Consider the following 25,833-nt stretch of genomic DNA (forward strand, 5'->3'; position numbering starts at 1 on the left):
CGTCACGACACCTCCTCGCCAAGGTAAGCCTCGATTACTTTCGGGTTGTTGCGCACATCTTCTGGCGTGCCGTGAGCGATCAACTGGCCATGATCAAGCACGTAAATGCGTTCGCATATGCCCATCACCAGCGACATATCATGCTCAATCAACAAAATCGTCAACGCAAACTGTTCACGAATAAAGGCGATCAAATTCATCAGTTCTTTCGTTTCCTGCGGGTTCATACCGGCAGCGGGCTCGTCAAGCAACAAGAGCTTTGGTTGCGCTGCGAGCGCCCGAGCGATCTCCAACCGGCGCTGCTGGCCGTATGGCAAGTTTTTCGCCTGCTCGTGCATAACCTCGTCCAAGTTGAAAATTTTCAAAAACTCGATCGCCTTTTCCTCCATTTCTCTTTCTCCGCGAATATGAGACGGAAGCCGGAGGATGGAGCTCATCATCGAATGGCGGGCATGCGTATGATAAGCAACTTTCACGTTGTCAAGCACCGACAGCTCGCCGAATAGACGAATGTTTTGGAACGTCCGGCTGATCCCTTTGCGCGTAATTTTATATGGCGGCAAGCCGTTCAACGTTTCGCCGTCTAGTATAATCCGCCCTTCCGTTGGCACATATACTCCGGTCAATAAGTTAAACAGCGTCGTTTTCCCAGCGCCGTTCGGACCGATAAGCCCGATGAGTTCCCCATGATACAGCTCCATGTCCACACCAGAGAGCGCTTTGAGCCCGCCAAACTGGATGCCGATCCCTTCTGCTTTAAGCAACGGTGTTCTTGCTGCCATGGTTCATTCCTCCTTGCGCCGTCTTCCGCCATTTCAAGAGCGAAGTCAGTTCTTTCTTGCCCATCAGCCCAGTTGGACGGTACAGCATGACAAAAATCAAGACAAGGCTGTAAATGATCATCCGTGTTTCCGGATAGTTTTGCAAAAACGTCGAAACGATCGTCAACAAAACCGCCGAGATGGTTGCGCCAGACAAGCTGCCGAGCCCGCCGAGCACGACAAAAATCAAAATATCAAACGATTTTAAAAAGCCAAAGTTCGATGGCTGAATAATGTAAAAGTGATGGGCGTACAAAGCCCCGGCAATGCCGGCGAAAAACGAACCGATCGCAAACGCTGCGACTTTGTAATACGTCGTGTTGATCCCCATCGCATCGGCAGCGATTTCATCCTCACGGATTGAGATGCACGCCCGCCCATGCGTCGAATTCGTAAAATTGGCGATGACAATGATCGTGATCAACAAGCACGCGAACACCCACGGCCATGTCGTCATATGGGTCACTGTCATGCCGCTCGCTCCGCCCACATAGTCGATGTTCAACAAAACGATGCGGACAATTTCGCCAAACCCAAGCGTCGCGATGGCCAAATAATCGCCTTTTAAGCGCAAGCTTGGCACACCGATGATAAGACCAGCGAGCATCGCCGCCACCCCGGCTACCAATACCCCGACGGCAAACGGCAGCTGCAGCTTCATCGTCATAATCGCGGAGGCGTAAGCGCCGACAGCGAAAAAGCCGGCATGACCAATCGAAAATTGTCCGGTAATTCCGATAATTAAATGGAGACTGGCCGCCAAAATCACGTTAATCGCCATAAAAAAGAGGGTGTTCACATAAAAGATGTTTAACGTTCCGCTTGTAATCAGCCACTGGACAACGGCGAAAAAGGCGAACGCCAATATGATGGAAACCCAAAACCCACGTGTCCGCTTCCAAGTTGCCATGTTCCATACCATCCTTTACACTTTTTCTCGTACGTTTTTCCCAAACAATCCGGCCGGCCGGAAAATGAGGATGAGAATTAAAATGATGAACGCCACCCCGTCACGCCAAAGCGAATAGCCAAGCCCGCTGACGAGCGATTCGATAACGCCAAGCAAAAGCCCTCCTACCATCGCGCCCGGAATGATGCCGATCCCTCCCAACACGGCGGCGACAAACGCCTTCAAGCCTGGGAGAATGCCCATCAGCGGGTCGATCTTCGTATAATAAATGCCAAAAATGACGCCGGCTGCCCCGGCGAGCGCCGAGCCGATGGCAAACGTGGCCGAAATCGTATTGTCGACGTTAATCCCCATCAATCGAGCCGCTTCCGCATCATGCGAGACGGCGCGCATCGCTTTCCCGATTTTCGTTCGGTGAACGATGAATTGAAGAAGGATCATTAAGACGAGGGACGTGCCGAGGATGAATAGCGACTGGCTGCTAATGACGACGCCAAACAGCTCCAAGTTCTGCTTTGGAAGCAGCGTACCCGGATACGCTTCCGGCTGTGCCCCGCGCAAATAAATCATCACGTACTCGATCAAAAGCGAGACACCGATGGCCGTAATGAGCACAGCAATGCGCGTCGCATTCCGCAGCGGCTTGTAGGCGATCCGCTCAATCGTCATCCCAAGCACCGCGCAAACTGCCATCGCCAACAACAGCGCTGGAAAAAAGCCGACACCAAGCATCGTCACAGCGTAAAAACCAACGAATGAACCAATCATAAAGACGTCGCCATGGGCGAAGTTAATGAGCCGGACGATGCCATACACCATCGTATATCCAAGAGCGATCAGCGCATAAATGCTGCCTAACGAAATGCCGTTCACTAGCTGTTGAATGAGTTCCATGATTGCACGCTCCTTAACGAAAACTCGTCGTTTGCCAAAAGAAATGCTGGACAGGAAGACGTCCCCCAGGGGGACGCCCTCCCCCGCCCATGCACTCCATCCAGCCTTTCATTACGGGTTCACTTTTGTTTTGAATTGTTGCTGCCCATCTTTGTATTCCAAAATGACTGCCGATTTGATCGGATCGTGATTTTCATTGATCGTGAATATACCAGTCACCAACTGCAAATCTTTCGTTTGTGCCAGCGCGTCTTTAATTTTCACCGGATCGGCGCTGCCAGCCCGTTTGATGGCATCCGCCAGGAAGTAAGCCGTATCGTAGCCAAGCGCGTTAAAGGCATCCGGCGCTTTATTGTATTTCGCTTCGAACGCTTTGACGAACTCTTGAATTTTCGGATCCGGGTCACCGGATGAATAATGGTTGGTAATATACGTATTGTTCAACGCATCTTTGCCGGCGATCTCAATCAACTTCGGCGAATCCCAGCCGTCGCCGCCCATGATCGGCACGTTCAAACCAAGCTCACGCGCTTGTTTCACGATGAGGCCGACCTCTTCATAATAGCCCGGCAAGAACAAAAATTCCGGATTGGCCGCTTTAATGTTCGTCAGCGTGGCGCGGAAGTCCGTATCTTTCGCCACATACGCTTCTTCGGCAACAATTTTGCCGCCGCCGGCTGTAAACGTTTCTTTAAATGACGCAGCCAGCCCTTTCGAGTAATCGCTCGCGCTGTCGATCAAAATCGCCGCACTTTTCACTTTCAAGTCATCCAATGCGAATTTTGCCGCCACCGTTCCTTGGAACGGGTCGATAAAGCATGTCCGGAAAATGAAATCATTCACTTTTCCGTCTTTGGTAGTAATCGTCGGGTTCGTACCGGACGGCGTAATCACCGGCACTTTATTGTCATTGGCGATTTGCACTTGAGCGAGTGTGTTCGTACTCGTTGCCGAGCCGACAATCGCAACGACTTTATCTTGGCTGATCAACTTGATCGCGCCGTTCGTCGCTTCGGCTGCTTCCGATTTGTTATCGACTTTGACAAGTTCTAACTTTTTGCCATTGATTCCTTCTTTGTTGATTTCATCAAACGCCAGCTCGACCCCTTCAGCGATCGACTGTCCGTACGAAGCGACCCCGCCGGACAGCTCGAGGTTGGCGCCGATTTTAATGACATCCCCACCTCCACCGCCGCTGCCGCCGGTCGAGCCGCTGCTTTGTTCGTTGCCGCCGCAGCCGGCCATGAGACCCGCTGTCAGCATGAGCGAGAAAAAGACACCTGCTACTTTTTTCTTTTTCACTCGTTTTCCCCCCATTGTTCATAATGTTCTGTCATCGGAGTGCGCAGTTTAACGGTATCGGCGAAAAACCCTCTGCATGCGCACTTGTAGTCGTGAAGGAGCGGTTGCATGAGAAACCACCCTTCTTTTGAACCATTACTTTTGACCCCCCGACTATCACATCCCCTCTACCAATTACATAAATAATAAAACTATTTTCAATTTAATATAATATTACAAAATTTATTCTCTCTCGTCTAGCTCTTTTCTTTTTGAAAATGAAAAAGCTGTTTCGCTCTGAACAAATAGTGGCGAAACAGCTGAATAATAATTCACGGGAATAACACTTTCTTCGTATAATTTTTCCATGTTTCTCCCAAAAACATTCCCCGTTCTAGCGCTTCGGAAGCTGAAGGGAAGGGCCCACAGGGCCGCCGCCTTTGTTGTAAAACTGCGGTACTTCTCCTGGGATAAAGCGCATCACAAGCGGCAAATCGGTCGTCACGGTGGACACTTTCGAAGCAAATGGAATGATTACTTGAATATCGACAGCAACATGGATATCTACTTCAATAAAAAAGTTGTTAATATCATACGCATGAATTTGTTTCTTCACTTCGGAATCCACATTTCCAACGATTTGAAACTGGACAGGAATGCGCGGGCCGAGATTTGCTAATAACGCATTGTTTGTCACTTGTCCGAGCGGAATGTAGTAAATGATACCGCGGCTGTCTCCTTGCACCGCCTCAACTTCAGGGAGCACCATGCGTTCAATCTGCCCTTCCGTCGCCGCCTTTAAACTTTTCATCACATGATCGTCCGTTTCTTCTAAAATGCGATTGATAACTTCGGTGTTGAAATCAACAGACACGATTTTTCCGTTACGATCTTGTTGAAGGGTGACAATTTGTTGAAATTCGGGATTTTCTTTGCTGAACTGTTGCTCAAGCGCATTATTGATCACTAAGTTGGCAATCCGCTTCGTTTCGGTTTCTGCTATTTTCATCAGCACGGGCTTAATGCCTTTATTCACAATCCAAAGGCTTGCCGCTGTCGAAAACATAAAAAAAACGAATGTCAATAAAAGCACGTAGCGGAACGGAAGCGGACCTTTTCGCAATAATCGGGGGCGCGCCAAAATAGAAATCCCTCCTTTACAAGCTATATGTATGCTTGTAAGGAGGGATTTTTTCACCGCATTTTCAACAACGCGTCTTTTCCTTTCATTCCCGGTTTAATGCCAAGCTGTTCAGCAGCAATGGTCACCGACTCAAGCGGTGCTTCAAGCAGCTGCTCAATCGTGCGCACCCCAACCGCCCGGCCGGCGATAATGCCGCGGTCGCGCAACTTTTCGTTCAATAAAGCGACATCGAGCGCTCCGCACATAATATAGCCTTTGTCGCTCGCCACCGCCAGCAAATTCGTCTTCGGCAGCTTCACAGATACGGCAATAAACGGATATCCGTCAATGATGATCGGCGTCACTTCCACCATTGCCGCAGTCACACTCCTTTCCATACTTCAATGTATGAAGCATGGAAAAAGAAGTGCCTGCCTACTGCGCTAATTTCCAAGCCAGCACGTCGCGCAAAAACTCCGGCATGTAGTACGTTTTTTCCTCGGCCCGTTGGATTTGCGGGTAAAAATGGCCAATCGCAAACATATCGGTCGTCGCCACTTCATACCACCGCTCCGGGTCGAGCGGTTCGCCGTTAATCGTGATGCGTCGGATATGCCATTGTCCATCTTCTTCAAGTTCCGTCTCGATGTCCACTCCGTCGTACACCATTTCCCCCATCACTTCGCCGCGGAAGCCAAATCCTTTAAACCGTAAATGTTTCATCCGCTCTGTATTCGCCTCAAGCATGATTTCTTTGAGCTCCGCTCCGCGCAGCTTCACTTTGCACGGGTTGAGCGGGTGCGGGCAGATGCGGTGCAAATGCTTTTTCGTCACCAGCCCTTTCGAAAGCGGCTCAAGCAACACGCCGGCGTTGACCATCCCGATTTCGGCCTGGCACCATTCGCGCAAAGCGGAAGCAAGCAGTTGAGCGAACGGTGACGGAGCGAACCAGTTGAGCGGCAAATCTTCTTTAAGTTCGGTCACTCGTTCGGCCTCAAGCCGTGCCAAGCTCTCTTGTTCGAGGCGGCGAAGATGTCGCTCTGCCTCTTCGGAACGGGACAACGTCTCCACATCGACCACCGTGGCGGACGCCTGAGCCAAACGTTGCCCTTCCACCTCGAGCTTGACGACGCCGACATATTGTCCGTATTTTCCCGCCGCGCAAAGAAGCGCGCCGTTGACTCGCTTCCCTTCCGGAAACAGGTGATGGGTGTGGGAGCCTAAAATCAAATCGATCCCTGGTATCTCGGCCGCCATCCTTTCATCTTCATGCACGCCAAGATGAGAGAGCACGACAACGCAGTCCGCCTGTCGTTTCACTTCAGCTACCGCCGCCTTCAATATCTCAAACGGCGAGGCGATGTTCCAGCCGAGCTGTTCGTAAAAGTTCGTAAATGGAGCGGTCACGCCGACAAGCCCGATGCGAAACGTTTCCGCTGCCCGCACCACCGTGTACGGAAGCGCCCACGGAGGCCGTGAACCGTCGCGGCGGAACAAATTGGCGACAACAACGGGAAACTGCGCCCGTTCGTACAGCGTATCGAGCTCGTGGTAATCAAGCGTGATCCCTTCGTTGTTGCCGATCGTCACTGCGTCATACCCGAGCTCGTTGAGCAGCTCGACGTTCGCTTTTCCTCGCGTCGCCTCGGTGATCGGATGAACACGGTCGAGAAAATCGCCAACATCAAATAAAAGCATCGCTTCGTTGCGCGCGCGATGCTCCTTCCTCCGTTCAGACAAAAAGCGGGCGATTTGCGGCCAATGCTCGAAATGACTATGCACATCGTTCGTATGGTAAATATAGATCGTTTGCTTCAATACGCTCCCCTCCTCAGCTACGACAAACTTTCAATCACAAGACGAAGGCCAAGTAACACGAGCACCATTCGCAGCACAACGACAAGCGTCCGGCTTTGCATTCGCTTATTGATCCACGCCCCCGTCTTGGCGCCGATCCATATTCCCGGAATAAGGGCTAGGGCAAATCCCCACTGCACGTTGCCCAACGCCATATGGGTTGTCGAACCGACAAGTGATGACAAAAAAATCAGCAACATGGACGTCGCCACCGCCACATGCGGCGGAAAGCGGAAGAGAACGATCATCGCTGGCACCATGAGCGAGCCGCCACCGATCCCAAACAAGCCGCCGAAAAACCCGACAGCCACGGCAATGGCAATCGCTTTGGCTGGATCATAGCTGTACACAGCCGTTTCCCCGTTCCGTCCGGTATACGTGCGCACCACTTTCCGCCTCCACCACGGTGGACGGGCTGTTTCCTTGTTTTCTGGAGCGGACACGGTCAACTCCGACCCGCTTTCCCTAGCCGCCGCCCCCTCTTCTGACGCCTGCGCCTTCGTTTTCTTTTGGCTTAGTGACAAAAAAAGCGACATGGCCATTAAAAACAGCCCAAAATACAACGAAAAACGATCAACGCTCAACGTATTGTTCACCCACGCGCCAATCACCGTTCCTGGGATACTGCCGAGGCAAAACAGCAGCCCGCTTTGGTAATCAACCATTTTATCCTTCATATACGACAATGTCGATGATAAGCCATTAAAAATAATGACGACGAGCGACGTGCCAACCGCCACTTGCGGCGTCACCGCCGACAGCCAGCCGAGGGAGCCGAAAAACAGAAGCGCCGGCACGATGATTACCCCACCGCCAAGGCCGGCCAAGCTCCCGACTGTTCCGGCGACAAAACCGATCAACAGAAGCAATGCGTAAGCCATCTTGCCTCCCCCTCTTCAAAACAAATCAAGCTGTCGCGGCGCAAGACCGGTATATTCAATGCCGAGCAGGCGAATGAGCTGCTTGGCATTATCGGCGGCATCCCCGCCGGAATTGTTGTTAAACAACACATAAATATGTGTCGTCTTCTCCTTCAATGCCTGGATATGGTTCACCCATTCGCTTAGCTCGCGCTCATTATAGCGGTACAAATAGCGAACCGCCCGCCAATTGTCTCCGGCCGTCGCTTTATTCCAGCCGTGCACGTTGCGGCCGTGCAGGCGGATGAGCGTCTTTTCCCGATCGGTCGGATGCAAGACGGTCGGCACCGATCCTTCCCCCGCTTGCGGCTCATCGCAAATGCTGTGAATCCAGCCTTCCTCTTCCATAAAACGGAGCGTTTTATCGTAAAACCGGGGCGAAAACCACGACTGATGCCGAAATTCTAAAGCGACAGGCACCGCTCCCATCCTCGCCTTGACCCAGCGCAAATAGGTGACATGCTCGCGCCGGCAATCGAACCACGGCGGAAACTGAAACAGCACCATCGCCAGTTTTCCCGCCTCTTGAAACGGCGCAATCGACTCCAAAAATGCAGCAAACATCTCTTCCTTATTCGCATATGGAATCGGCCCCCGCTCATGCCCGGTCATCCCTTGATACGCTTTAACGATAAATTGAAACGACGGCGGCGTTTCCCGAATCCATTTTTCCACATTCGCCCGCGGTTGAATGGCGTAAAAGTACGAATCGACCTCGACCGTCGGAAAATGGGCCGCATATTCCGGCAGTTTGTCCTTCGCAGCAAGGCCCGGCGGATACAAGCTGTCATGATCGCCCCAGCCGGTCAGTCCAATATAAATCATGGCCATCACCAGTTTATTCAGCTTTCAGATATTTTAACTATACCATAAGCAGGTCGGCCATGAAATCAAAACGACTATTGGCACGTTGCTCTAAGGGGAAATGGCCTGTGACGCGGCAAGCAACGTTATTCTTGCGTCAAGTAATTGAAATGTTTATCCGTGATATAGGTGAGATCAATATCAAAATTCATCTTATCTAAGATCGGTTGAATGTACTCGATTAAATGTGTGCCAACCCCAAAATAATCAGGGAACTTCGTAATATAAAACGAATGATTATTATCACAATCGGGCTTATGTTCAACTAACCCTTCGATGACCTCAAGGATTCGGTCCACCATATGTTGTTCTAATGTTTTCTCTGAAATGATGACCGTGTGGATATAATTCTCCGCGCCTTCAAATGAATCCTCATCCTCGATTCCCTTTAAAATGGGAAAATCATCGAAAACACTAGGTCTCCTGTAATCCAAAATCAATAACATACAAACCGTTTCACCATCTTGGTCATCTAAACGAAACAACTCCAGATCTCGCAACTTCAACATTCTGATCAATTTCCACATTCCTATCATCTCTTTCACGTTCCACTCTCTTTTTCATCGTTATATTTTCAAAATAATGAAACATCACCAATCCGATTATAGATCATAACAAAATATTCATAAATAACCATTCCTTCACAAATCTGAAATGGACGATCATCGTTATGGACGCTTTTAGCACGGATAGAGCATGCCAGCATAACAATGACCGCTGACAACCAACTCCATGTGACTCAAAAAGATGAGACACTGGAGTTGGATCAGCGGTCCCCGAAAAAAAATGAAGGGTGCAGCGCTTGATTGTGGGCGCTGCACCCTTCTTATAATCAGGATTATCCAATGCGTCCTTCCATGCCAAACTTGATTGCTCATATAGCCCCTCACCAATATATATGTTAACCTAAGGGACAAGGGGCTGCCCCAAAACGCGCTCGCATTTTCGGTGAGCCCCAGACTTTTTACATGTGCTTTTACTTGACAGGCACTTCCTCTCGATCATTCTCATTCCATTGTATCGGTGTTAATCTCTTCTATCATCTCTTCTTCTTAACCCTAATAATCCTGCTAAACCAAGCAACCCAATCCAACCCCAATCTGTATCGTCATCGTCATTATCATCAGCAACGTCTTCATTTTGAGCCATGTGAACGATTTTGTTTGTATTGTTATCGACGTCCATGTTGTTATTTTGAGCATAAACAGCTACCCCACAAAGCATCAATGTAACTGATAGAACACAAAGGGAATGAAGAATCTTTTTTAACACAGGTTTTCCCTCCTTTTCATAATGGTTAACTTTGGTATGTGCAATCAAAAGAACAATTATTTCATTCTGTAGATACAAGGAGGCAAATTTAGGGGAACTTTTTCAAAACACAAATGCGTGCCTTCATGAACAAAAAGTAAAAGCTTGCGTTACGCAAGCTTTTAGCTAAACATATGAACACCCTTTTTTAACAGTTCGAATTTTTCACATTGAGCGGCGGCGGAACGAGCCAACCTTTTTCTTTGTTCATTCTAAGCAGTTTCGCACCATATTGCGCTTTTTTCATGTGAAATTGCCCATACATTAAAGCAATATCTTCCCTGATGCACTGCCCCATAATCGTGCTGCATGCCACTAACCCCTCTGCAATATCTTTACTCAGCATCGCGGCAATTTCCGGGTCAGTAAATCTCGCTCCTGCCGGAATATCTTCCAAGCATGCTTTTGGCCGTTCCGGAGGAGATGGCGGAAGTGCTACTCCATTTTCTTTTAACAAAGCTTCCGTTTCTTGGATTTCCGGTTTTAGAACGTTTTCGATGCTATCTTTATAAATGCTAGTTTAAGAATGTACAAAAGTGATTGGATAAGAATGTACAATTTTGATTTTAACATGCATACTGATTTCGAGGTGAAATGGTGTGCATGTAAATTTGAAAATCACAACAGAGATTGAAATTCATAGTTTATCAGATTTGCCAAAATTTAAAACCCTTATGGAGAGTTTGGGAATGAAAATTAATAAGAGTCAATTAGCACGAGATCTCAATGTAGATAGGAGGACGATTGATAAATATTTGAATGGTCTTATCCCAAAAAAGACACGAAAAAGAGGGTCTAAGATTGATAAATACTACGATGTGATTTCTCAATTGCTTTCAAAAGAATCGAAACAAATTTTTTATTATAAACGGGTTCTTTGGCAGTACTTGAAAGACAATCACGGCTTAGAATGTTCCCAATCAGCCTTTCGGGCCTATATTTCTCGGAAACCAGAGTTTCAAGCATATTTTTCTGAGGGTAAACGGACAAAACCGGTTGGTCAGGTCGTTCGTTATGAAACGGAACCTGGAGAACAAGCGCAATTTGATTGGAAAGAAAATATTCGATACGTAACGAAAGAAGGGGAAATATTAAACGTTAATATAGGGGTATTTCTTCTGTCTCATTCACGATTTCGAACTTTTTTATTAACACTTTCAAAATCGCAGAGTGTGTTGATGTCCTTTTTGATGGAGACGTTTGAAAAGATTGGAGGCGTGCCGAAAACCATTGTCTTTGACAATATGAAGACCGTCATGGATGAAGCGAGAACGGAGTATTCGAAAGGGGTGGTCAATGAACGGTTTGATCAATTTGCCAAAGATTGCGGATTTGACATTCATCCGTGTAAAGCCGGTAGGCCTTATACCAAAGGGAAAGTGGAAGCCACGATGAAGCTAATCGATGAAATTCATGCCTATCAAGGTCAATTTTCATATGAGGAACTTCAGAATTTTGTTCAATCCCTTTGTGAACGGATCAATCATAGCTATCATCAAGGAACGGGAAAAATCCCTATCTTAGCCTTTGAACAAGAAAAGAATCTCTTACAACCCCTGCCAAGGAATGAAATAAGAGATTCTTACAAAATCAAACATACACTTGTAAAAGTCAATTCAGCGGGAATGGTTACCTATAAAGGGAATCAATATTCCGTCCCTGCTGAATACAAAGGAAAAACAGTTGGATTACAAGTGTATGATGACCATATTTACGTTTATTATAACATGCATTTGATTACTCAACATAGGATTAGTTCAATAAAACTGAATTATAAACAAGAACATTACATCGAAACCTTGTCGAGGGGATTACCTCATCACCCGGATATTGATGAGCTAGCCAAGAAGAATTTACTTGCGATTCATGAGGTGTATAAAAATGAATAGTAGTTATCAACAATTAATTCAAAACTTAGAGTATCTCAAGTTAAAACAAATGATTTGTCACCTGAATGAAACCATTGATTTTAGTACGAAAAATCAGCTGTCGTTCGTTGATACACTAGTAAAATTAACGAATTATGAAATTGATATGCGTGAAAGAAATATGATTAACTCGATGGTTAAGGTGGGGGCTTTCCCTCACCTAAAGGAATTAAAAGATTTCGATTTTGACTTTCAGCCTTCAATCAATAAACAACAGATTCTAGATTTTACGACATTACGGTTTATTGAAGAGAATGAAAATATTGTTTTTTTAGGTCCAAGTGGCGTTGGAAAAACCCACTTGGCGACTGCGATTGGAATCGCAGCTGCCAAAAAGCGGACAAGTACGTATTTCATTAAATGTCACGAACTGATTTTACAATTGAAGAAAGCGAAAATGGAAAATCGTTTAGACAATCGTTTAAAACATTATGGAAAATACAAGCTATTAATCATTGATGAGATTGGCTATTTGCCGATTGACAGAGAAGATGCAAAATTGTTTTTCCAGTTGATTGATTTACGGTATGAAAAGAAAAGCACGATATTTACTACCAATGCCAATTTTAAGGATTGGGGGGAGGTATTTCAAGATTCAAAGCTAGCCAATGCCATCCTAGATCGTATTTTACATCACGCGACCGTGATTAATATTGTAGGGGATTCATATCGAATAAAAAATCACTTAGAAAGAGAAAAAGAAAACGAGTAAAAATGTACATTCTTAAACAGTCAAAAGTGTACATGTTTATCTTGACATTTACAATCTTCAATAAAATGTTTTAAATCCTCATCACCTGTATGGTTGAGTAACGTTTGATATCCGGACAATAATCCTTTAGCGGTCAGTAAATACGACCATACACCAAATACTTCTCCATAATGCATCGGTTCTTCTTTTGGATTGCCACTTAAAATTCCCATAATTAACCCTCCTAACAAATTCATGGATCACCCTTCCCGTAGATAGTGTGGATGGATGGAACTAAATTATGCAAAGAAAAGTGGGGGTTTCAAAAAGCTGATTTTATTATTGGAAAAACAGTGGAATTTTGTATAAAAACTGCTCAGTGATGGCACTGTCAAGAAGTTTGGGAAGACATGATACAGTCAACCAACCTTTTCTCCTCCAGGAATCGACTGCGCAAAATTATGTATAAATTATAAAAATTTTAAATAAAATGCTATAATTGATAAAAAAGGAGGAGCTTAGACAATCATGAATAAATATCAAAAACTGTCCATCGGGATTATGATTGGGGTTCCACTATTCTTTTTCCTAGTCAGCATGTTTACTGGAAAATGGGGGTTTTTCCTTTGGAGTGTGCCGCCAAGTTTGATCAGCGGTATGGTGGGGTTTTTCGCTTCCAAAAACGCCAATCAAAATCCCGACCATTCACAACAAAATTGACCAGAACGCTGTGAGAAAGGCGTTCTTTTTTATGCTGATATTCCTGGGTGGTACAGTTTGAACATAGAATAGCATTGCTTTCCCATTTCCTTGAAACTTAATGGAAATAAAAACGCCACCCAATCGGGTGACGCGCTGCTTCAACATATCCCACGACATCATCATAACCTTGTCCAAAGCAAAACAATCTGTCATTTTTCTGCCGCAAAGTGGCTATTTGTTCCTTGCTTTACCAACGGATTTCCCGTTTCTTTCATCGTTGATCCGAGATTGTTGCATTATTGTTAAGTGCACTTAATAGAGCAAGATTATCATATGGAGGGCCACTTGTTGTACCAACAAGCAACACAATATCAAATTCGTTCGGCGGGGTTCCCCATGAGTTTCCTAAGAAGGTTGTAAATGCACGATCTACTAAAAATCCTCCTTTTGTGTTGTAAACAACATTATTGTTAATGGAGCCTGTCACATTCGGGTTAATATACATTCCTGTCCTTAACGAATAGAACGTATTATTCATGACCGAAATAGCAAGTCCTCCTTGAGATACAACGGCTCTGTTTACAATCCAGTCGCTCATGGGCGATGATTGAGGTGGTCCGTAAATGGTATTATTGATGATCGTCGTGTTATTCCCGCCAATTTGGATAAATTCTTTTTGATAAGGAATATCGCTTGTCATCGTTAAACCATCGATTGTCGTATTCGGCGCAGTAATTCGCATGGCAATTATATCCGCTTGCAACAATAGAAGGGTGCCTGGTTGACCTTTTAAAGTAATTCCAGCTTTATTGACGACAATTTGTGATGTAATGGGATACGTTCCACTTAAAATATGAACCGTTCCGCCTGGATTTACTGCGGCAATTCCTTGAGGAATGGTTCCAAAAGGATTTGCTCTACTGCCATTTCCACCAACAGCTCCAGCTTGAACATAAATATGATCGAAATCAACGACCTGATTGACGGCTTGATTCAAGGAGACTTGGACACTGGCAACGGAAGGATAACCTGAGGCAGGCCGGTTGTTTAGCAATTGTTGGATCACATCGTTTTTCGCTGCTTCGGATAGCCTGTTATATTCTGTAAGGTTTAAGCCAAGCAACGGGTTTTCAATGGCCGCCCTCATTTCCGGAACAGTGGTGGCGGCATTGACCACAGCTAAACTGATCACTTGATTGATGGCTTGATTCAGGGCAGCTTGAATACGGGCAACAGAAGGATAACCTGAGGCAGGCCGGTTATTTAGCAATTGTTGGACCACATCGTTTTTCACTGCTTCAGATAACCTGTTATATTCTGTAAGGTTTAAGCCAAGCAACGGGTTTTCAATGGCCGCCCTCATTTCCGGAACAGTGGTGGCAGCATTGACCGCAGCCAACGCCATGTCGGATGGCAGGGGCCCATGCACTCTCACAATTCGCATATTGCTACAACCACATCTTATGCTCACCCGTTGCGCCTTTTTTCGTTCCCCATGTTTTGACAATATCATTTCACCTCCTTTACTCTATTTATATATGAGCGTCATCATACATGAGTGACATGTGAAGAGTTGGCGTTGTATTTTCGACCCTGACGCGGAAGAACATGTTCGTCTGCTCATTTTCGTGTGTCAAATCTGTCTCTACGAACAGAACATCGTTTGCGGCGCATCCCCGTAGAAAGGCTTCTTCCGCTGCCTAATCCCCCATTTCTCTGTTTCTCGTTTGTGACTACGAAAAACCCATTTTTAAACGCTCTAGATGCTTGACTCTCCTATGCGAGGTTGTCAATCAAGCCTGCATGCATCCCGCGGCTGGTAAAAGACACCGATTCATCTCCCGCTTACGCATGGGTATGAGACTTCTCGGTTCAGGAGAAAAAAATGACCGCTGACACCCACTCCATGTGACTCAAAACATTGAGGATGAGACACTGAAGTGGGATCAGCGGCACTTGAAAAAAATGATGGGTGCAGCGCTTCGTTTGAACGCTGCACCCTTGATATGATCAAGATTATCCAATGCTTCCTTCCATTTCAAACTTGATCAAGCGGTTCATCTCGACGGCGTATTCCATCGGCAGCTCTCTTGTGAATGGCTCGATAAAGCCCATAACGATCATTTCCGTCGCTTCCTGTTCAGAAATGCCGCGGCTCATCAAGTAGAACAGCTGCTCTTCCGACACTTTCGACACTTTCGCTTCGTGCTCAAGCGAAATATTGTCGTTTAAAATTTCGTTATATGGAATCGTATCAGATGTCGATTGGTTGTCGAGAATGAGCGTGTCACATTCGATGTTCGAACGCGAACCGGACGCTTTGCGGCCGAAATGGACGATGCCGCGGTACGTGACTTTCCCGCCTTGTTTGGAAATCGACTTCGAAACGATCGTGGACGATGTGTTCGGCGCCAAATGGATCATTTTCGCCCCAGCATCTTGGTGCTGGCCTTTGCCGGCGATGGCGATCGACAGCGTCAAACCGCGCGCGCCTTCACCTTTTAAGATGACAGCCGGATACTTCATCGTCAGCTTCGAGCCGATGTTGCCATCGATCCATTCCATTGTCGCGTTTTCTTCGCAAACGGCGCGTTTCGTCACCAAGTTGAAGACGTTGTTCGCCCAGTTTTGAATCGTCGTGTAGCGGCAGTACGCGCCTTTTTTGACGATGATTTCGACGACCGCGCTGTGGAGCGAGTTCGTCGTGTAAATCGGTGCCGTACAGCCCTCAACGTAATGGACGTGTGCTCCTTCATCGACGATGATGAGCGTCCGTTCAAACTGCCCCATGTTTTCCGAGTTGATACGGAAATACGCTTGCAGCGGCGTTTCGACTTTAACGCCTTTCGGAACGTAAATGAACGAACCACCCGACCAAACAGCCGAGTTCAACGCCGCGAACTTGTTGTCCGTTGGCGGCACCACTTTCGCAAAATGTTCGCGGAACAAGTCTTCGTTTTCTTTCAGGGCTGAATCGGTGTCTTTAAAGATGACGCCGAGTTTTTCCAAGTCTTCTTTCATATTATGGTAGACAACTTCCGACTCGTATTGCGCCGAAACCCCGGCCAAATATTTTTGTTCCGCCTCTGGAATGCCGAGCTTATCAAACGTCGCTTTAATTTCCTCCGGCACTTCGTCCCACGAACGGCCCGATTTTTCCGTCGGTTTGACGTAGTACGTGATCTCATCAAAGTCCAGGCTCGACAAGTCGCCGCCCCATTGCGGCATCGGTTTGCTGTAGAAAATGTCGAGCGCTTTTAAGCGAAACTCGAGCATCCATTGCGGCTCGTTTTTCATGCGCGAAATTTCTTCGACGACTTCGCGCGTCAGCCCGCGCTGGGCGCGGAAGATGGAAACGTCCTTATCGACGAAGCCATACTTATATTCGCCGATTTCTGGTGCTTTTTTCGCCATCGTGGTTCACCTTCCTTCATCTTAATGGTCATGCAACCCTTTTTCGAGCGCTTTCCACGCCAATGTCGCACATTTAATGCGGGCCGGAAATTTCGAAACACCTTGAAGCGCCTCGATGTCGCCAAGATCGAGCGAATCGTCGTATTCCTTGCCTTGAATCATGTCCGAAAAAATGTGAGCGAGCCGAAGCGCTTCTTCGACGTTTTTCCCTTTAATGGCCTGCGTCATCATCGACGCTGACGACATCGAAATCGAACAGCCTTCCCCTTCAAATTTGACGTCAGCGATTTTTCCGTCCTCCACTTTCATGGTCAAATGAATGCGGTCGCCGCACGTCGGGTTGTTCATGTTGATATCGACGTTCGTCCCCTCAAGCACGCCGCGGTTGCGCGGGTTTTTATAATGATCCATAATGACTTGGCGGTAAAGCTGGTCTAACGGATGATTAGAAGACATGGCTGAAGTACTCCTTCGCTTTCTGTAATGCAGCGATAAACGTATCGATTTCCTCTTTCGTATTGTACAGGTAAAAGCTCGCCCGGGCGGTTGCGGTCACGTTAAGCCATTTCATCAACGGCTGGGCGCAATGGTGGCCGGCGCGGATGGCGATTCCTTCCGCGTCAAGAACCGTCGCCACATCGTGCGGGTGCACCCCTTCGATGTTAAACGTCACAAGCCCGGCCCGTTCTTTCGGCCCGTAGACGGTAACGCCTTCGATGTCAGCCAGCCGTTCGAGTGCATATTGCGCCAACTCGTGTTCATGAGCGGCGATGGCGTCCAACCCGACTTGTTCGAGGAAATCGATGGCCGCACCGAGACCAATCGCGCCGGCGATGATCGGCGTGCCGCCCTCAAACTTCCACGGCAGCTCTTTCCATGTCGAGTCATACAGCTCGACAAAATCGATCATTTCGCCGCCAAACTCGATCGGCTCCATTTGCTCCAACAGTTCTCTTTTTCCATATAATACGCCAACTCCGGTCGGTCCGCACATTTTATGGCTGGAAAACGCGAGAAAATCACAGCCGAGCTCTTGAACATCAATTTTCATGTGCGGAGCGCTTTGCGCCGCGTCGACAACGACAACGGCGCCGCGATCGTGAGCGATGCGGGCGATCTCCCGAACCGGATTGACCGTGCCGAGCACGTTCGATACATGGGCGATGGCAACGATTTTCGTCGCCGGCGTCACCGTTGCCTCGACATCCTTGAGATCGATCGTTCCGTCTTCTTGCAGCGGAATATATTTCAATGTCGCTCCGGTCTGTTTCGCCGCTTGTTGCCATGGAATTAAATTGCTATGGTGCTCCATGTACGTAATGACGATTTCATCGCCTTCTTTGACGTTGGCGCGCGCATAACTCGAAGCGACCAAGTTGAGCGCCGTTGTCGTCCCGCGCGTAAAGATGATCTCTTGTGCCGATTTGGCATTAAGAAACCGACGCACTTTTTCGCGCGCTCCTTCATACGCATCGGTCGCCTTCGTTCCGAGCGTATGGACGCCGCGATGGACGTTCGAGTTGTACTCGCGGTAGTAGCGGTCGAGCGCTTCGATCACCGGCAGCGGTTTTTGCGATGTCGCCGCACTGTCAAAATAAATGAGCGGATGGCCGTTCACTTGTTGATGCAAAATGGGAAACAACGAACGAATTTCTTTCACGTTCATGATTGAACTTTCCTTTCAATCACTTCGATTAATTGTTTTTTCACACCTTCAAGCGGAATCGCTTCAACGACTGGCGCCAAAAAGCCATGGATGATCAGCCGTTCAGCTTCGTTTCTCGGAATGCCGCGGCTCATTAAGTAATACAATTGAATAGGATCGACGCGCCCGACTGATGCCGCGTGGCCTGCCATGACATCATCTTCATCAATGAGCAAAATCGGGTTCGCATCGCCGCGCGCTTTTTCGCTTAACATCAACACGCGCGATTCTTGCTCGGCGTTGGACTTCGACGCGCCGTGCTCAATTTTGCCGATGCCGTTAAAAATCGAAGTGGCGCTGTCACGGACGACGCCGTGTTTTAAAATATAACCTTCCGTATGTTTCCCGTAGTGAACGACGCTTGTCGTAAAGTTTTGCACTTGCTCGCCGCGGCTGACGACAACCGTTTTCGTATCCCCGAACGATCCGTCACCGATGAGGCGAGTGATATTTTCCGACACGGTGTTGCCGTCATTCATCAGCCCGAGCGCCCATTCGATTCGCCCGTCGCGCCCAGCAACGCCGCGTCGGTTGACATACGTCGTCACGCCTTTGGCCAAATGGTCGACCGCGGCGAAAAAGACGCGCGCGTTCGCATTGGCAAATACCTCGGCGACAATATTGACGACCGCTTTTCCTTCATCGCTCGCCGATAAATAGTTTTCAACGAATACGACGCGGCTGTTGTCTTCTGCGACAACGATGACGTGGTTAAACAAGCCGATGTCGTCCTCGTCTTGAATGTAGACGGCTTGGAGCGGTGTTTCGATTTCGACGTTTTTCGGAACGTACACAAACACTCCGCCGTTTAACAGCGCCGCATGCAGCGCGGCAAGACGGTGCTCATCCGGCTTAACCGCATCGGTCATGAAATATTTCTTCAGCAAATCGCCATGTTCCCTAGCAGCCGTGAAAATATCGGTGAAGATGACTCCTTTTTCTTTCAACTCATCAGAGAGCGAAACATACGCTGGTGTATGGTTGCGCTGCACATATAAATTTGTCGTTCCTTCGCCCGCTTCAATCAGCGCCTTGACCGCCTCCGGCAAATCATCAAGGTTCGCATACGGTGCGCTGTCGACCACATGGCGGCCAAAGTCAGTAAAGTTCCACTTGTCAATTTTCGTTTTGTCCGGTTTCGGCAGCGGCAGCTGTTCCGCTTTCCCGAGCGCTTCGAGGCGTCGCTCGGTCAGCCAGTCCGGTTCGCCGCGTTCGCTTGAGAACGTGCGGATGTATGTTTCATCGAATGGGATTTTCGTTTCTGTCGCCATAGTCCTCCTCCTAACGCTTACGCTTCTTGCCCGACCGTTTCGTCTTCGATGCCCAATTCTTTCTTAATCCAATCGTACCCTTCCGCCTCAAGCCGCTGTGCCAGTTCCGGACCGCCCGATTTCACGATGCGCCCTTGCATCATGACGTGTACATAGTCCGGGGTGATGTAATTCAACAACCGTTGATAATGGGTAATGATCAAACAGCCGAATTCGCTGCTGCGCATTTCGTTAATGCCTTTGGCGACGATTTTTAATGCGTCAATGTCCAATCCAGAGTCGATCTCGTCCAAAATGGCGATTTTCGGCTCAAGCATCATCAGCTGTAAAATTTCATTCCGCTTTTTCTCCCCGCCCGAGAACCCTTCGTTCAAATAGCGGTGCGCCATATCCGGGTTCATTTCCAAAAACGACATTTTTTCATCGAGCTTGCGGATAAATTTCATGAGCGAAATTTCATTGCCCTCACCAAGACGAGCGTTGATGGCTGACCGCAAAAAGTCGGCGTTCGTCACCCCGCTGATTTCGCTCGGATATTGCATCGCCAAAAACAAACCGGCACGCGCCCGCTCATCTACTTCCATCTCAAGAACGTTTTGGCCGTCGAGCGTAATCGTGCCTGCCGTCACCTCATATTTCGGATGGCCCATAATGGCCGATGACAGCGTCGATTTCCCCGTTCCGTTCGGACCCATAATGGCGTGAATTTCCCCGCCTTTAACTTCCAAGTCAACCCCTTTTAAAATTTCTTTTCCTTCCACTGATACGTGGAGATTTTGAATCGTTAATACGGCCATAAAGCATACCTCCAGTTTTTGCGTAAAAATAATGTAAGCTCGCTTTTGACCCAGCGATTGTTCATTCTCATTTTATTCTCATTACAATCTTATAACAAATGAAAAGTGTTCGCAACTTTTCCGCTGCCTTTTCCACTGTGTACATATGTAAAACTTACCCATAGAAGAGAGGGAATTGGACAACGCTTTTTATATTTTACACGAAAACGACCTATTTGTACGAGTTTTTACAAAAAAAAGCCGGCTGAAATCATAAGGCGCCGGCTGAAATCGAATGTGTTTGCCAACAAAAACACCATTGCTGGCGTCTAATGGGTCGTCCGCAGCTCACGGACGCATTCCTGCACGAGCGTCACCGTTTGGCTCATTGCCGCACCGCCGCCAAACGCCGCCGCCACTGCGCACGCTTCCAAAATTTCTTGTTCCGATGCCCCTTCATCAAGACATCCTTTCGTATGGTAAATGGTGCAATATTCATCTTGGGTAGCTAGGCTGATGCCAAGGGCGATCAACTGCTTTTCTTTTTTCGTCAACGCTCCCTCGGCAAAACAAGCCTCGGTAAACGCATGAAACCGTTCAGCAATCGTCGGCATCTTTTTCGTAAACGTTCCGATTCCTTCCTTATAATGAAGAAGTGCAGCTTCGACGGATGTCTGTATTCCGTTGTTCATCTTCGGTTTCCTCCTTCTTTTTCCATATTGAACCGAGAAGATTCCATCCCGCCTCCTGAGCAGAAGCGGAGAAGCGTTTCATGCCTTTTTAGTATGCATGGAGGAAACGGAAATGAAACACCGAATCATACAGAAAGCGAATGGAAAAACACGCCGTTTCCGAAGCGCCAACATCGGCGCCATCGCACCATCGCTTCGTTGGAAAGAGGGAAATCGCGTTCGCTCGGTCGTCTTCGTTTTGACTGCTGCGTTCGCCCCGTTTTTGGCATGGATCGCCATCGGCAACATCGTCGGTGAACAAGGCGATGGCACATTCAGCTTGGCCGTGGTGATCACCTGGCAAAACTGCCTGATCATCGTCATGCTCGCTGCCGTGTTAGAGCGCTTGAACCGTCAGTGATTCAGGAGAATGTCTCAACAGCAAGACATCCTTTTTCATTGTCCGCTATAAGGGCGGGGGAAAAAGACGGTTCATTAGAGAGACCTTGTTCGATCGGTTCTCTTTTCTGATCAAGTACCGTCTGACACCCATGAATTTCTTCTTTCCCTCTGCCGTGTTCCACAAGGGCAGAACGTCGGCTTCGTTGTTCAAAAAAAAACGGGAGCGAAACGCTCCCGTTGATTACTTGTTTTCCGCTGCCGGAATGACAGCGCCTTTGTATTGTTCGGTAATGAAGTCTTGAATTTCTTTCGATTGCAGCACTTCCACCAATGTTTTAATTTCTTTCCGGTTTTCATCGCCTTTGCGCACGGCCACAATGTTGACGTACGGGTTGTCTTTCGGCGATTCGACGGCGATTGGGTCTTTCGCCGGATCCAAGCCGGCATCAAGCGCATAGTTCGCGTTGATCAGCACGGCATCGCCTTCCCCGTTTTGATAAACTTGCGGCAGCAATCCAGCGTCTACATCGGCTTTAAACTTTAATTTTTTCGGGTTTTCCACGATGTCGTTAACCGTCGCTCTCGTTTTGTCGACGCCTTCTTTCAGCTTGATGAGCCCTTTTTCTTGGAGCATCGATAAAATGCGGCCATGGTCGGCAACCGAGTTGCTCATAATGATCGTTGCGCCATTTGGCAGTTCTTCGACGCTTTTATATTTTTTGGAGTACAAGCCGATCGGCTCGATATGGATGCCGCCAACGTTAACGAAATTGTAACCATGTTCTTCCATTTGTGCTTCTAAGTACGGGATATGTTGGAAATAGTTAGCGTCAATATCTTTGTCCGCCAATGCTTTGTTTGGCAAAATGTAGTCTTGGAACGTGATAATTTCCAAGTCTATGCCTTTTTCTTCCAACAGCGGTTTCGCTTGTTCCAAAATTTCCGCATGCGGCACGTTCGACGCACCGACTTTCAGTTTGACCAACTCGCCGCCTTTATCCCCGCCAGCAGCGTTTTCGTCCTTGTTGCCGCCGCACGCTGCTAAAGCGAACACCAAGACGGCAGCCAACAAAGCACCAAGCCATTTTTTCATTTCCTTCTGCCCCCTTTATCGTTTATCAATTTTCGAAGTGACAAAGTCACCGATAAACTGAATGACAAAAACGATGATGAGCACCAACACGGTCGCGACAAACGTCACATCGTTATGACTGCGCTGGAACCCTTCCAAATACGCCAAGTTCCCCAGCCCGCCGGCGCCAACAACGCCAGCCATCGCCGTGTAGCCGACAAGCGACACAGCGGTGACAGTAATCCCGGAGACAAGCGCCGGAAGCGATTCTGGCAACAGGACTTTCCAAATGATCGTCCATGTCGAGGCGCCCATGGCCTTCGCCGCTTCAATGACCCCCTTGTCAATTTCGCGGAGGGCGATTTCGACCATACGGGCATAAAACGGAGCTGCACCAATGATGAGTGCTGGCAGTGCCGCATTCGCCCCAAGCATTGTCCCAACAAGCCATTTAGTAAACGGGATGAGCAAAATAATTAAAATAATGAACGGAATGGAACGAAAAATATTGACGAACGCAGCAATGATCATATTGGCCAACCGGTTTTCCCATAGGTTTCCCTTCGCCGTTAAAAATAAAAGCAGCCCGAGAACAATCCCAATGACGAACGTCGCCGCGACCGCCATCCCGGTCATGTACAACGTCTCGACCGTCGCCGCCCACATCGTCTCCCATTGCACGTTCGGCAGGAGGTTAGCGAGCATCATGAATCACCTCCACCGCCACTTGCTGGCTGCGAATATAGTCAAGCACCCGGGCGATTTCGTCCGCCGCGCCGTCGATGTGCACAAACAGCACACCGTAGGCGCCTTGATGAGTTTGCGAAATTTTCCCTTGCAAAATGTTGATCTCAACCGTAAATTGCCGAACGACTTGCGTGATGAGCGGCTGGCCAGCTGCTTCGCCGACAAATGTCAACTGCGCGATCACCCCGTTCGGGTATTGGCCGAACAAATGGGAAACCGCCTCTTCCGTTTCCTCCGGTTCGATCAGTTGTTGAACGAACCGTTTCGTAATCGGCTGTTGCGGGTTGCGGAAGACGTGCAACACTTCGCCTTGCTCGACGATTTTGCCGCTTTCCATCACCGCCACGCGGTCACAAATTTTACGGATCACATGCATTTCGTGCGTAATCAGCACGATCGTCAGCCCGAGCCGCTTGTTAATATCGACAAGCAAGTCCAAAATCGCATCCGTCGTTTGTGGATCCAATGCCGATGTTGCTTCATCGCAAAGCAACACTTTCGGGTTGTTGGCAAGCGCCCGAGCAATGCCGACCCGCTGTTTTTGTCCGCCGCTTAACTGCGACGGATACGCGTCTTCCCGCCCGGCGAGCCCAACAAGCTGGATGAGCTCATCAACCCGCTTTTGCCGTTCCTCTTTCGGAACGCCGGCGATCTCGAGCGGAAACGCAATATTTTCCCGCACCGTACGCGACCAAAGCAAGTTGAAGTGCTGGAAAATCATCCCGATTTCTTGGCGCGCCTTGCGCAGCTCCCGTCCTTTAATGCGCGCCATATCGCGGCCGGCGACGACCACCTGGCCGCTCGTCGGCTTTTCCAGCCCGTTTAACAGCCGGATGAGCGAACTTTTCCCCGCGCCGCTGTAACCGATAATCCCGAAAATTTCCCCTTCGCGAATATCGAGCGACACATTGTCGACAGCTGTTACCGATCCATTCGCCGCATGATAAATTTTTGTCACTTGTTTAAGTTGAATCACCGTTTCACCTTCCTTCTTCCCAAGGCAACAGAGCGCAAAAAGAAAACCTTTCTGCCCGCAGAGAACAGAAAGGTATTTGTCTACCGTTCCGTCTCTTATCTCTCAAAGCAGGCCGCTTTGTGTGAATTGGCACCTTTTCAGCAGACTCGCTGACGGTTGCCGGGCTTCATTGGGCACATCCCTCCACCTCTCTTGATAAGAGCACAACCATTTGCCTATTCAATTGATTACGAGTGTGATTGTATCATTGTATGTCGAACGGTGTCAACAAAATTTTTTACCCAACATGACGATACGGCTTGGCCAAATGGAGGAGAGATTCAAGCAGCAACATGTGGCGAAAGCTTCCCGACACAGACACTTCTTGCAGCCGGACGAGCTGCTGCAGCTTCAGCTCGCCGCTCAGCAGCGATTCAAGCGCTTTCTTTGAACCGCGCACCGTTAACGTGTGGCGTTCGTCATTTCCTATCTCTGGGGCAGTCGGCTCCTTGCCGATCGCCAACAAAGCAACACCTTCTTCACTCTCAAACCGAACATACAACTGCTCATCCGGCAAAATCGGCAACAAATGACGCAACGTTTGCATCCGTTCCATAAACTGTCCCACTAACTGATGCATTTCCATTGACCATCCCCCCCATTTCCCTTTGTTCCCTTTATTTCCATACGGAGGGGGAGGAATCCTTTACAAAAATCTCGACAGTCATTGTGGCGAACCAACGCTATTTTTGTCATTTCCAAAGAAATATGTCAAATGGCGTCAAAAAAAGGCAGGTAGTCAGCGCGGCAACCGAGCTTGAATTTCCTCATACAAGTACGGAACGGAATGAAACGCATACCATTTGCCCACCATCGTTCCGTCCACAAAAAGAAGCAAGCAAGGAACGCTTTCAATTTTCCAAACGACTGCTTGCTCCGGGATATAATTCACGTCTGTTTCGTAAAACGGCAGCGCCGGAAACAACTCCTCCACCACCGTCAACATTCGTTTCGCCAGCTGGCACGTGCCGCACAGCGGGGTGTACAAATAAAGAGCCATAAGCGGCTGTTCAGTGATTGTCTGTTGTATCTCTGTTCGTTCAATCGGTTTCACTCGCCTCTTCCCTTCATTAACGAGTCGATGCGGACGTCAAAATGGGCGCGCAGCAACACTTGGGCTAAATGCCAACGCGGAGCAGCGGCCACTTCGCGGTACGTCCGGTCAATATAAATGTGTTCCGCTTCCGGAAACATCCGTCGAAATTGCCGGCGCAGCTTTTCTCCTGCTTCATCAGCGTCTGCCAGCACGTACACGTCCTGACCCTCAAGCTCGTCGGCCAGCTCCTCAAGGCGCGAATCACTGATCGTGCCGTTCGTACAAATAATGACGACCGGTTCGTTCAGCACGGCTGACACTTTTTGTTTATCCGATCGCCCTTCTACAATAATCACTTTTTCTGCCCGTCGCATGTCCGACCCACCTAACTTCAAAAAAGGTTACCATATTGTATGCTCTGC

29 protein-coding genes, 1 pseudogene and 1 riboswitch are annotated in these 25,833 nt (G+C 48.3%); of the genes and pseudogenes, 4 read left to right on the forward strand and 26 right to left on the reverse strand.

Annotated features, from left to right (window positions below):
- Nucleotides 1-2: 2 nt before the first annotated feature.
- The 12 genes and pseudogenes from NSQ22_RS15865 to NSQ22_RS15920 form a co-directional block, all read right to left on the reverse strand.
- Entirely contained in the window at nucleotides 3-782 is a 780-nt protein-coding gene (locus tag NSQ22_RS15865; protein WP_008880213.1) for an ABC transporter ATP-binding protein, read from the reverse strand.
- Nucleotides 757-1,731: a branched-chain amino acid ABC transporter permease gene (locus tag NSQ22_RS15870; protein ID WP_008880214.1), complete on the reverse strand. Its 975-nt coding sequence runs from the start codon at nucleotides 1,729-1,731 to the stop codon at nucleotides 757-759. Before NSQ22_RS15870 ends, NSQ22_RS15865 begins: the two co-directional genes overlap by 26 nt.
- A gap of 15 nt (nucleotides 1,732-1,746) precedes the next feature.
- Nucleotides 1,747-2,625 (reverse strand): branched-chain amino acid ABC transporter permease, encoded by an 879-nt coding sequence (locus NSQ22_RS15875; RefSeq protein WP_008880215.1) that lies wholly within the window; start codon nucleotides 2,623-2,625, stop codon nucleotides 1,747-1,749.
- A gap of 111 nt (nucleotides 2,626-2,736) precedes the next feature.
- Complete coding sequence (locus NSQ22_RS15880; protein WP_035499339.1) at nucleotides 2,737-3,927, reverse strand: ABC transporter substrate-binding protein; 1,191 nt, start codon at nucleotides 3,925-3,927, stop codon at nucleotides 2,737-2,739.
- A gap of 373 nt (nucleotides 3,928-4,300) precedes the next feature.
- Nucleotides 4,301-5,047 carry a sporulation protein YunB gene (yunB, locus tag NSQ22_RS15885; RefSeq protein WP_008880217.1) on the reverse strand — a complete coding sequence of 249 codons (747 nt, stop codon included), beginning with the start codon at nucleotides 5,045-5,047 and terminating at the stop codon, nucleotides 4,301-4,303.
- A gap of 53 nt (nucleotides 5,048-5,100) precedes the next feature.
- Nucleotides 5,101-5,403, reverse strand: a complete 303-nt coding sequence (locus tag NSQ22_RS15890) for a DUF1805 domain-containing protein (RefSeq protein WP_008880218.1) — start codon at nucleotides 5,401-5,403, stop codon at nucleotides 5,101-5,103.
- 61 nt (nucleotides 5,404-5,464) lie between these two features.
- Nucleotides 5,465-6,847, reverse strand: a complete 1,383-nt coding sequence (locus tag NSQ22_RS15895) for a bifunctional UDP-sugar hydrolase/5'-nucleotidase (protein WP_011888129.1) — start codon at nucleotides 6,845-6,847, stop codon at nucleotides 5,465-5,467.
- Between the two features lie 17 nt (nucleotides 6,848-6,864).
- Nucleotides 6,865-7,767: a sulfite exporter TauE/SafE family protein gene (locus tag NSQ22_RS15900; protein WP_008880220.1), complete on the reverse strand. Its 903-nt coding sequence runs from the start codon at nucleotides 7,765-7,767 to the stop codon at nucleotides 6,865-6,867.
- A 15-nt stretch (nucleotides 7,768-7,782) separates the two neighbouring features.
- Nucleotides 7,783-8,631 carry a DUF72 domain-containing protein gene (locus NSQ22_RS15905; protein WP_029761694.1) on the reverse strand — a complete coding sequence of 283 codons (849 nt, stop codon included), beginning with the start codon at nucleotides 8,629-8,631 and terminating at the stop codon, nucleotides 7,783-7,785.
- 125 nt (nucleotides 8,632-8,756) lie between these two features.
- A complete protein-coding gene (locus NSQ22_RS15910; RefSeq protein ID WP_008880222.1) occupies nucleotides 8,757-9,206 on the reverse strand; it encodes a hypothetical protein in 450 nt (149 codons plus the stop codon).
- 490 nt (nucleotides 9,207-9,696) lie between these two features.
- Nucleotides 9,697-9,942: a WGxxGxxG family protein gene (locus NSQ22_RS15915; RefSeq protein WP_008880223.1), complete on the reverse strand. Its 246-nt coding sequence runs from the start codon at nucleotides 9,940-9,942 to the stop codon at nucleotides 9,697-9,699.
- 187 nt (nucleotides 9,943-10,129) lie between these two features.
- Nucleotides 10,130-10,486: pseudogene (locus NSQ22_RS15920) on the reverse strand (DUF3231 family protein); the annotation flags it as partial.
- A 94-nt stretch (nucleotides 10,487-10,580) separates the two neighbouring features.
- Here NSQ22_RS15920 and istA point away from each other — a divergent pair.
- Together istA and istB are read left to right on the forward strand one after the other, a co-directional pair.
- Nucleotides 10,581-11,870 carry an IS21 family transposase gene (istA, locus tag NSQ22_RS15925; protein WP_108437782.1) on the forward strand — a complete coding sequence of 430 codons (1,290 nt, stop codon included), beginning with the start codon at nucleotides 10,581-10,583 and terminating at the stop codon, nucleotides 11,868-11,870.
- Entirely contained in the window at nucleotides 11,863-12,621 is a 759-nt protein-coding gene (gene istB, locus NSQ22_RS15930; protein WP_060476369.1) for an IS21-like element helper ATPase IstB, read from the forward strand. Before istA ends, istB begins: the two co-directional genes overlap by 8 nt.
- A gap of 20 nt (nucleotides 12,622-12,641) precedes the next feature.
- On the opposite strand, the gene NSQ22_RS15935 is transcribed toward istB, so the two are convergent.
- Nucleotides 12,642-12,833, reverse strand: coding sequence for a DUF3231 family protein (locus NSQ22_RS15935; protein WP_081157644.1), 192 nt, complete (start codon nucleotides 12,831-12,833; stop codon nucleotides 12,642-12,644).
- A 295-nt stretch (nucleotides 12,834-13,128) separates the two neighbouring features.
- Here NSQ22_RS15935 and NSQ22_RS15940 point away from each other — a divergent pair, with 295 nt between their 5' ends.
- Nucleotides 13,129-13,320 carry a hypothetical protein gene (locus tag NSQ22_RS15940; protein WP_008880225.1) on the forward strand — a complete coding sequence of 64 codons (192 nt, stop codon included), beginning with the start codon at nucleotides 13,129-13,131 and terminating at the stop codon, nucleotides 13,318-13,320.
- Between the two features lie 253 nt (nucleotides 13,321-13,573).
- Here NSQ22_RS15940 and NSQ22_RS15945 read toward each other — a convergent pair whose 3' ends face one another.
- The 7 genes from NSQ22_RS15945 to NSQ22_RS15975 form a co-directional block, all read right to left on the reverse strand.
- On the reverse strand, nucleotides 13,574-14,707 hold the full coding sequence (locus NSQ22_RS15945) for a hypothetical protein (protein WP_223812908.1): 1,134 nt from the start codon (nucleotides 14,705-14,707) through the stop codon (nucleotides 13,574-13,576).
- A 611-nt stretch (nucleotides 14,708-15,318) separates the two neighbouring features.
- On the reverse strand, nucleotides 15,319-16,716 hold the full coding sequence (gene sufB, locus NSQ22_RS15950; RefSeq protein ID WP_008880227.1) for a Fe-S cluster assembly protein SufB: 1,398 nt from the start codon (nucleotides 16,714-16,716) through the stop codon (nucleotides 15,319-15,321).
- 21 nt (nucleotides 16,717-16,737) lie between these two features.
- Nucleotides 16,738-17,172: a Fe-S cluster assembly sulfur transfer protein SufU gene (sufU, locus tag NSQ22_RS15955; protein WP_008880228.1), complete on the reverse strand. Its 435-nt coding sequence runs from the start codon at nucleotides 17,170-17,172 to the stop codon at nucleotides 16,738-16,740.
- Nucleotides 17,162-18,382 (reverse strand): cysteine desulfurase, encoded by a 1,221-nt coding sequence (locus NSQ22_RS15960; RefSeq protein ID WP_099233214.1) that lies wholly within the window; start codon nucleotides 18,380-18,382, stop codon nucleotides 17,162-17,164. Before NSQ22_RS15960 ends, sufU begins: the two co-directional genes overlap by 11 nt.
- The gene (gene sufD / locus NSQ22_RS15965) at nucleotides 18,379-19,692 is read right to left on the reverse strand and encodes a Fe-S cluster assembly protein SufD (RefSeq protein WP_008880230.1); all 1,314 of its coding nucleotides are present in this window, start codon (nucleotides 19,690-19,692) and stop codon (nucleotides 18,379-18,381) included. The genes NSQ22_RS15960 and sufD overlap by 4 nt, the downstream gene beginning before the upstream one ends.
- Before the next feature lie 17 nt (nucleotides 19,693-19,709).
- Nucleotides 19,710-20,489 (reverse strand): Fe-S cluster assembly ATPase SufC, encoded by a 780-nt coding sequence (gene sufC / locus NSQ22_RS15970; RefSeq protein WP_011888136.1) that lies wholly within the window; start codon nucleotides 20,487-20,489, stop codon nucleotides 19,710-19,712.
- A 308-nt stretch (nucleotides 20,490-20,797) separates the two neighbouring features.
- Nucleotides 20,798-21,160 carry a carboxymuconolactone decarboxylase family protein gene (locus NSQ22_RS15975; protein ID WP_060476228.1) on the reverse strand — a complete coding sequence of 121 codons (363 nt, stop codon included), beginning with the start codon at nucleotides 21,158-21,160 and terminating at the stop codon, nucleotides 20,798-20,800.
- A gap of 112 nt (nucleotides 21,161-21,272) precedes the next feature.
- Between NSQ22_RS15975 and NSQ22_RS15980 the strand changes: the two genes are divergently transcribed.
- A complete protein-coding gene (locus NSQ22_RS15980; RefSeq protein WP_236927476.1) occupies nucleotides 21,273-21,560 on the forward strand; it encodes a hypothetical protein in 288 nt (95 codons plus the stop codon).
- 222 nt (nucleotides 21,561-21,782) lie between these two features.
- On the opposite strand, the gene NSQ22_RS15985 is transcribed toward NSQ22_RS15980, so the two are convergent.
- The 6 genes from NSQ22_RS15985 to NSQ22_RS16010 all read right to left on the reverse strand — a co-directional run bounded on the left by NSQ22_RS15985 (nucleotide 21,783) and on the right by NSQ22_RS16010 (nucleotide 25,785).
- Entirely contained in the window at nucleotides 21,783-22,634 is an 852-nt protein-coding gene (locus NSQ22_RS15985) for a MetQ/NlpA family ABC transporter substrate-binding protein (protein ID WP_081157404.1), read from the reverse strand.
- Nucleotides 22,635-22,649: 15 nt separating this feature from the next.
- On the reverse strand, nucleotides 22,650-23,318 hold the full coding sequence (locus NSQ22_RS15990; RefSeq protein ID WP_008880234.1) for a methionine ABC transporter permease: 669 nt from the start codon (nucleotides 23,316-23,318) through the stop codon (nucleotides 22,650-22,652).
- Nucleotides 23,308-24,336: a methionine ABC transporter ATP-binding protein gene (locus NSQ22_RS15995; RefSeq protein WP_081157405.1), complete on the reverse strand. Its 1,029-nt coding sequence runs from the start codon at nucleotides 24,334-24,336 to the stop codon at nucleotides 23,308-23,310. The genes NSQ22_RS15990 and NSQ22_RS15995 overlap by 11 nt, the downstream gene beginning before the upstream one ends.
- A gap of 92 nt (nucleotides 24,337-24,428) precedes the next feature.
- A riboswitch (SAM riboswitch) is annotated at nucleotides 24,429-24,538 on the reverse strand.
- A gap of 75 nt (nucleotides 24,539-24,613) precedes the next feature.
- Nucleotides 24,614-24,961, reverse strand: coding sequence for a hypothetical protein (locus NSQ22_RS16000; RefSeq protein WP_008880236.1), 348 nt, complete (start codon nucleotides 24,959-24,961; stop codon nucleotides 24,614-24,616).
- 153 nt (nucleotides 24,962-25,114) lie between these two features.
- Nucleotides 25,115-25,429: a thioredoxin family protein gene (locus NSQ22_RS16005; RefSeq protein WP_008880237.1), complete on the reverse strand. Its 315-nt coding sequence runs from the start codon at nucleotides 25,427-25,429 to the stop codon at nucleotides 25,115-25,117.
- Complete coding sequence (locus NSQ22_RS16010) at nucleotides 25,426-25,785, reverse strand: toprim domain-containing protein (RefSeq protein WP_008880238.1); 360 nt, start codon at nucleotides 25,783-25,785, stop codon at nucleotides 25,426-25,428. Before NSQ22_RS16010 ends, NSQ22_RS16005 begins: the two co-directional genes overlap by 4 nt.
- Nucleotides 25,786-25,833: the final 48 nt, after the last annotated feature.

The organism is Geobacillus sp. FSL K6-3411, from assembly GCF_037965715.1.
GTDB lineage: Bacteria > Bacillota > Bacilli > Bacillales > Anoxybacillaceae > Geobacillus > Geobacillus thermodenitrificans.

Coding starts and splice junctions, on each gene's coding strand:
- NSQ22_RS15865 (WP_008880213.1), bottom strand. CDS start 782: ATGGCAGCAAGAACACCGTTGCTTAAAGCAGAAGGGATCGGCATCCAG.
- NSQ22_RS15870 (WP_008880214.1), bottom strand. CDS start 1,731: ATGGCAACTTGGAAGCGGACACGTGGGTTTTGGGTTTCCATCATATTG.
- NSQ22_RS15875 (WP_008880215.1), bottom strand. CDS start 2,625: ATGGAACTCATTCAACAGCTAGTGAACGGCATTTCGTTAGGCAGCATT.
- NSQ22_RS15890 (WP_008880218.1), bottom strand. CDS start 5,403: ATGGTGGAAGTGACGCCGATCATCATTGACGGATATCCGTTTATTGCC.
- NSQ22_RS15900 (WP_008880220.1), bottom strand. CDS start 7,767: ATGGCTTACGCATTGCTTCTGTTGATCGGTTTTGTCGCCGGAACAGTC.
- NSQ22_RS15905 (WP_029761694.1), bottom strand. CDS start 8,631: ATGATTTATATTGGACTGACCGGCTGGGGCGATCATGACAGCTTGTAT.
- NSQ22_RS15910 (WP_008880222.1), bottom strand. CDS start 9,206: ATGATAGGAATGTGGAAATTGATCAGAATGTTGAAGTTGCGAGATCTG.
- istB (WP_060476369.1), top strand. CDS start 11,863: ATGAATAGTAGTTATCAACAATTAATTCAAAACTTAGAGTATCTCAAG.
- NSQ22_RS15935 (WP_081157644.1), bottom strand. CDS start 12,833: ATGGGAATTTTAAGTGGCAATCCAAAAGAAGAACCGATGCATTATGGA.
- NSQ22_RS15940 (WP_008880225.1), top strand. CDS start 13,129: ATGAATAAATATCAAAAACTGTCCATCGGGATTATGATTGGGGTTCCA.
- NSQ22_RS15945 (WP_223812908.1), bottom strand. CDS start 14,707: ATGGCGTTGGCTGCGGTCAATGCTGCCACCACTGTTCCGGAAATGAGG.
- sufB (WP_008880227.1), bottom strand. CDS start 16,716: ATGGCGAAAAAAGCACCAGAAATCGGCGAATATAAGTATGGCTTCGTC.
- sufU (WP_008880228.1), bottom strand. CDS start 17,172: ATGTCTTCTAATCATCCGTTAGACCAGCTTTACCGCCAAGTCATTATG.
- NSQ22_RS15960 (WP_099233214.1), bottom strand. CDS start 18,382: ATGAACGTGAAAGAAATTCGTTCGTTGTTTCCCATTTTGCATCAACAA.
- sufD (WP_008880230.1), bottom strand. CDS start 19,692: ATGGCGACAGAAACGAAAATCCCATTCGATGAAACATACATCCGCACG.
- sufC (WP_011888136.1), bottom strand. CDS start 20,489: ATGGCCGTATTAACGATTCAAAATCTCCACGTATCAGTGGAAGGAAAA.
- NSQ22_RS15975 (WP_060476228.1), bottom strand. CDS start 21,160: ATGAACAACGGAATACAGACATCCGTCGAAGCTGCACTTCTTCATTAT.
- NSQ22_RS15980 (WP_236927476.1), top strand. CDS start 21,273: ATGAAACACCGAATCATACAGAAAGCGAATGGAAAAACACGCCGTTTC.
- NSQ22_RS15985 (WP_081157404.1), bottom strand. CDS start 22,634: ATGAAAAAATGGCTTGGTGCTTTGTTGGCTGCCGTCTTGGTGTTCGCT.
- NSQ22_RS15990 (WP_008880234.1), bottom strand. CDS start 23,318: ATGCTCGCTAACCTCCTGCCGAACGTGCAATGGGAGACGATGTGGGCG.
- NSQ22_RS16000 (WP_008880236.1), bottom strand. CDS start 24,961: ATGGAAATGCATCAGTTAGTGGGACAGTTTATGGAACGGATGCAAACG.
- NSQ22_RS16010 (WP_008880238.1), bottom strand. CDS start 25,785: ATGCGACGGGCAGAAAAAGTGATTATTGTAGAAGGGCGATCGGATAAA.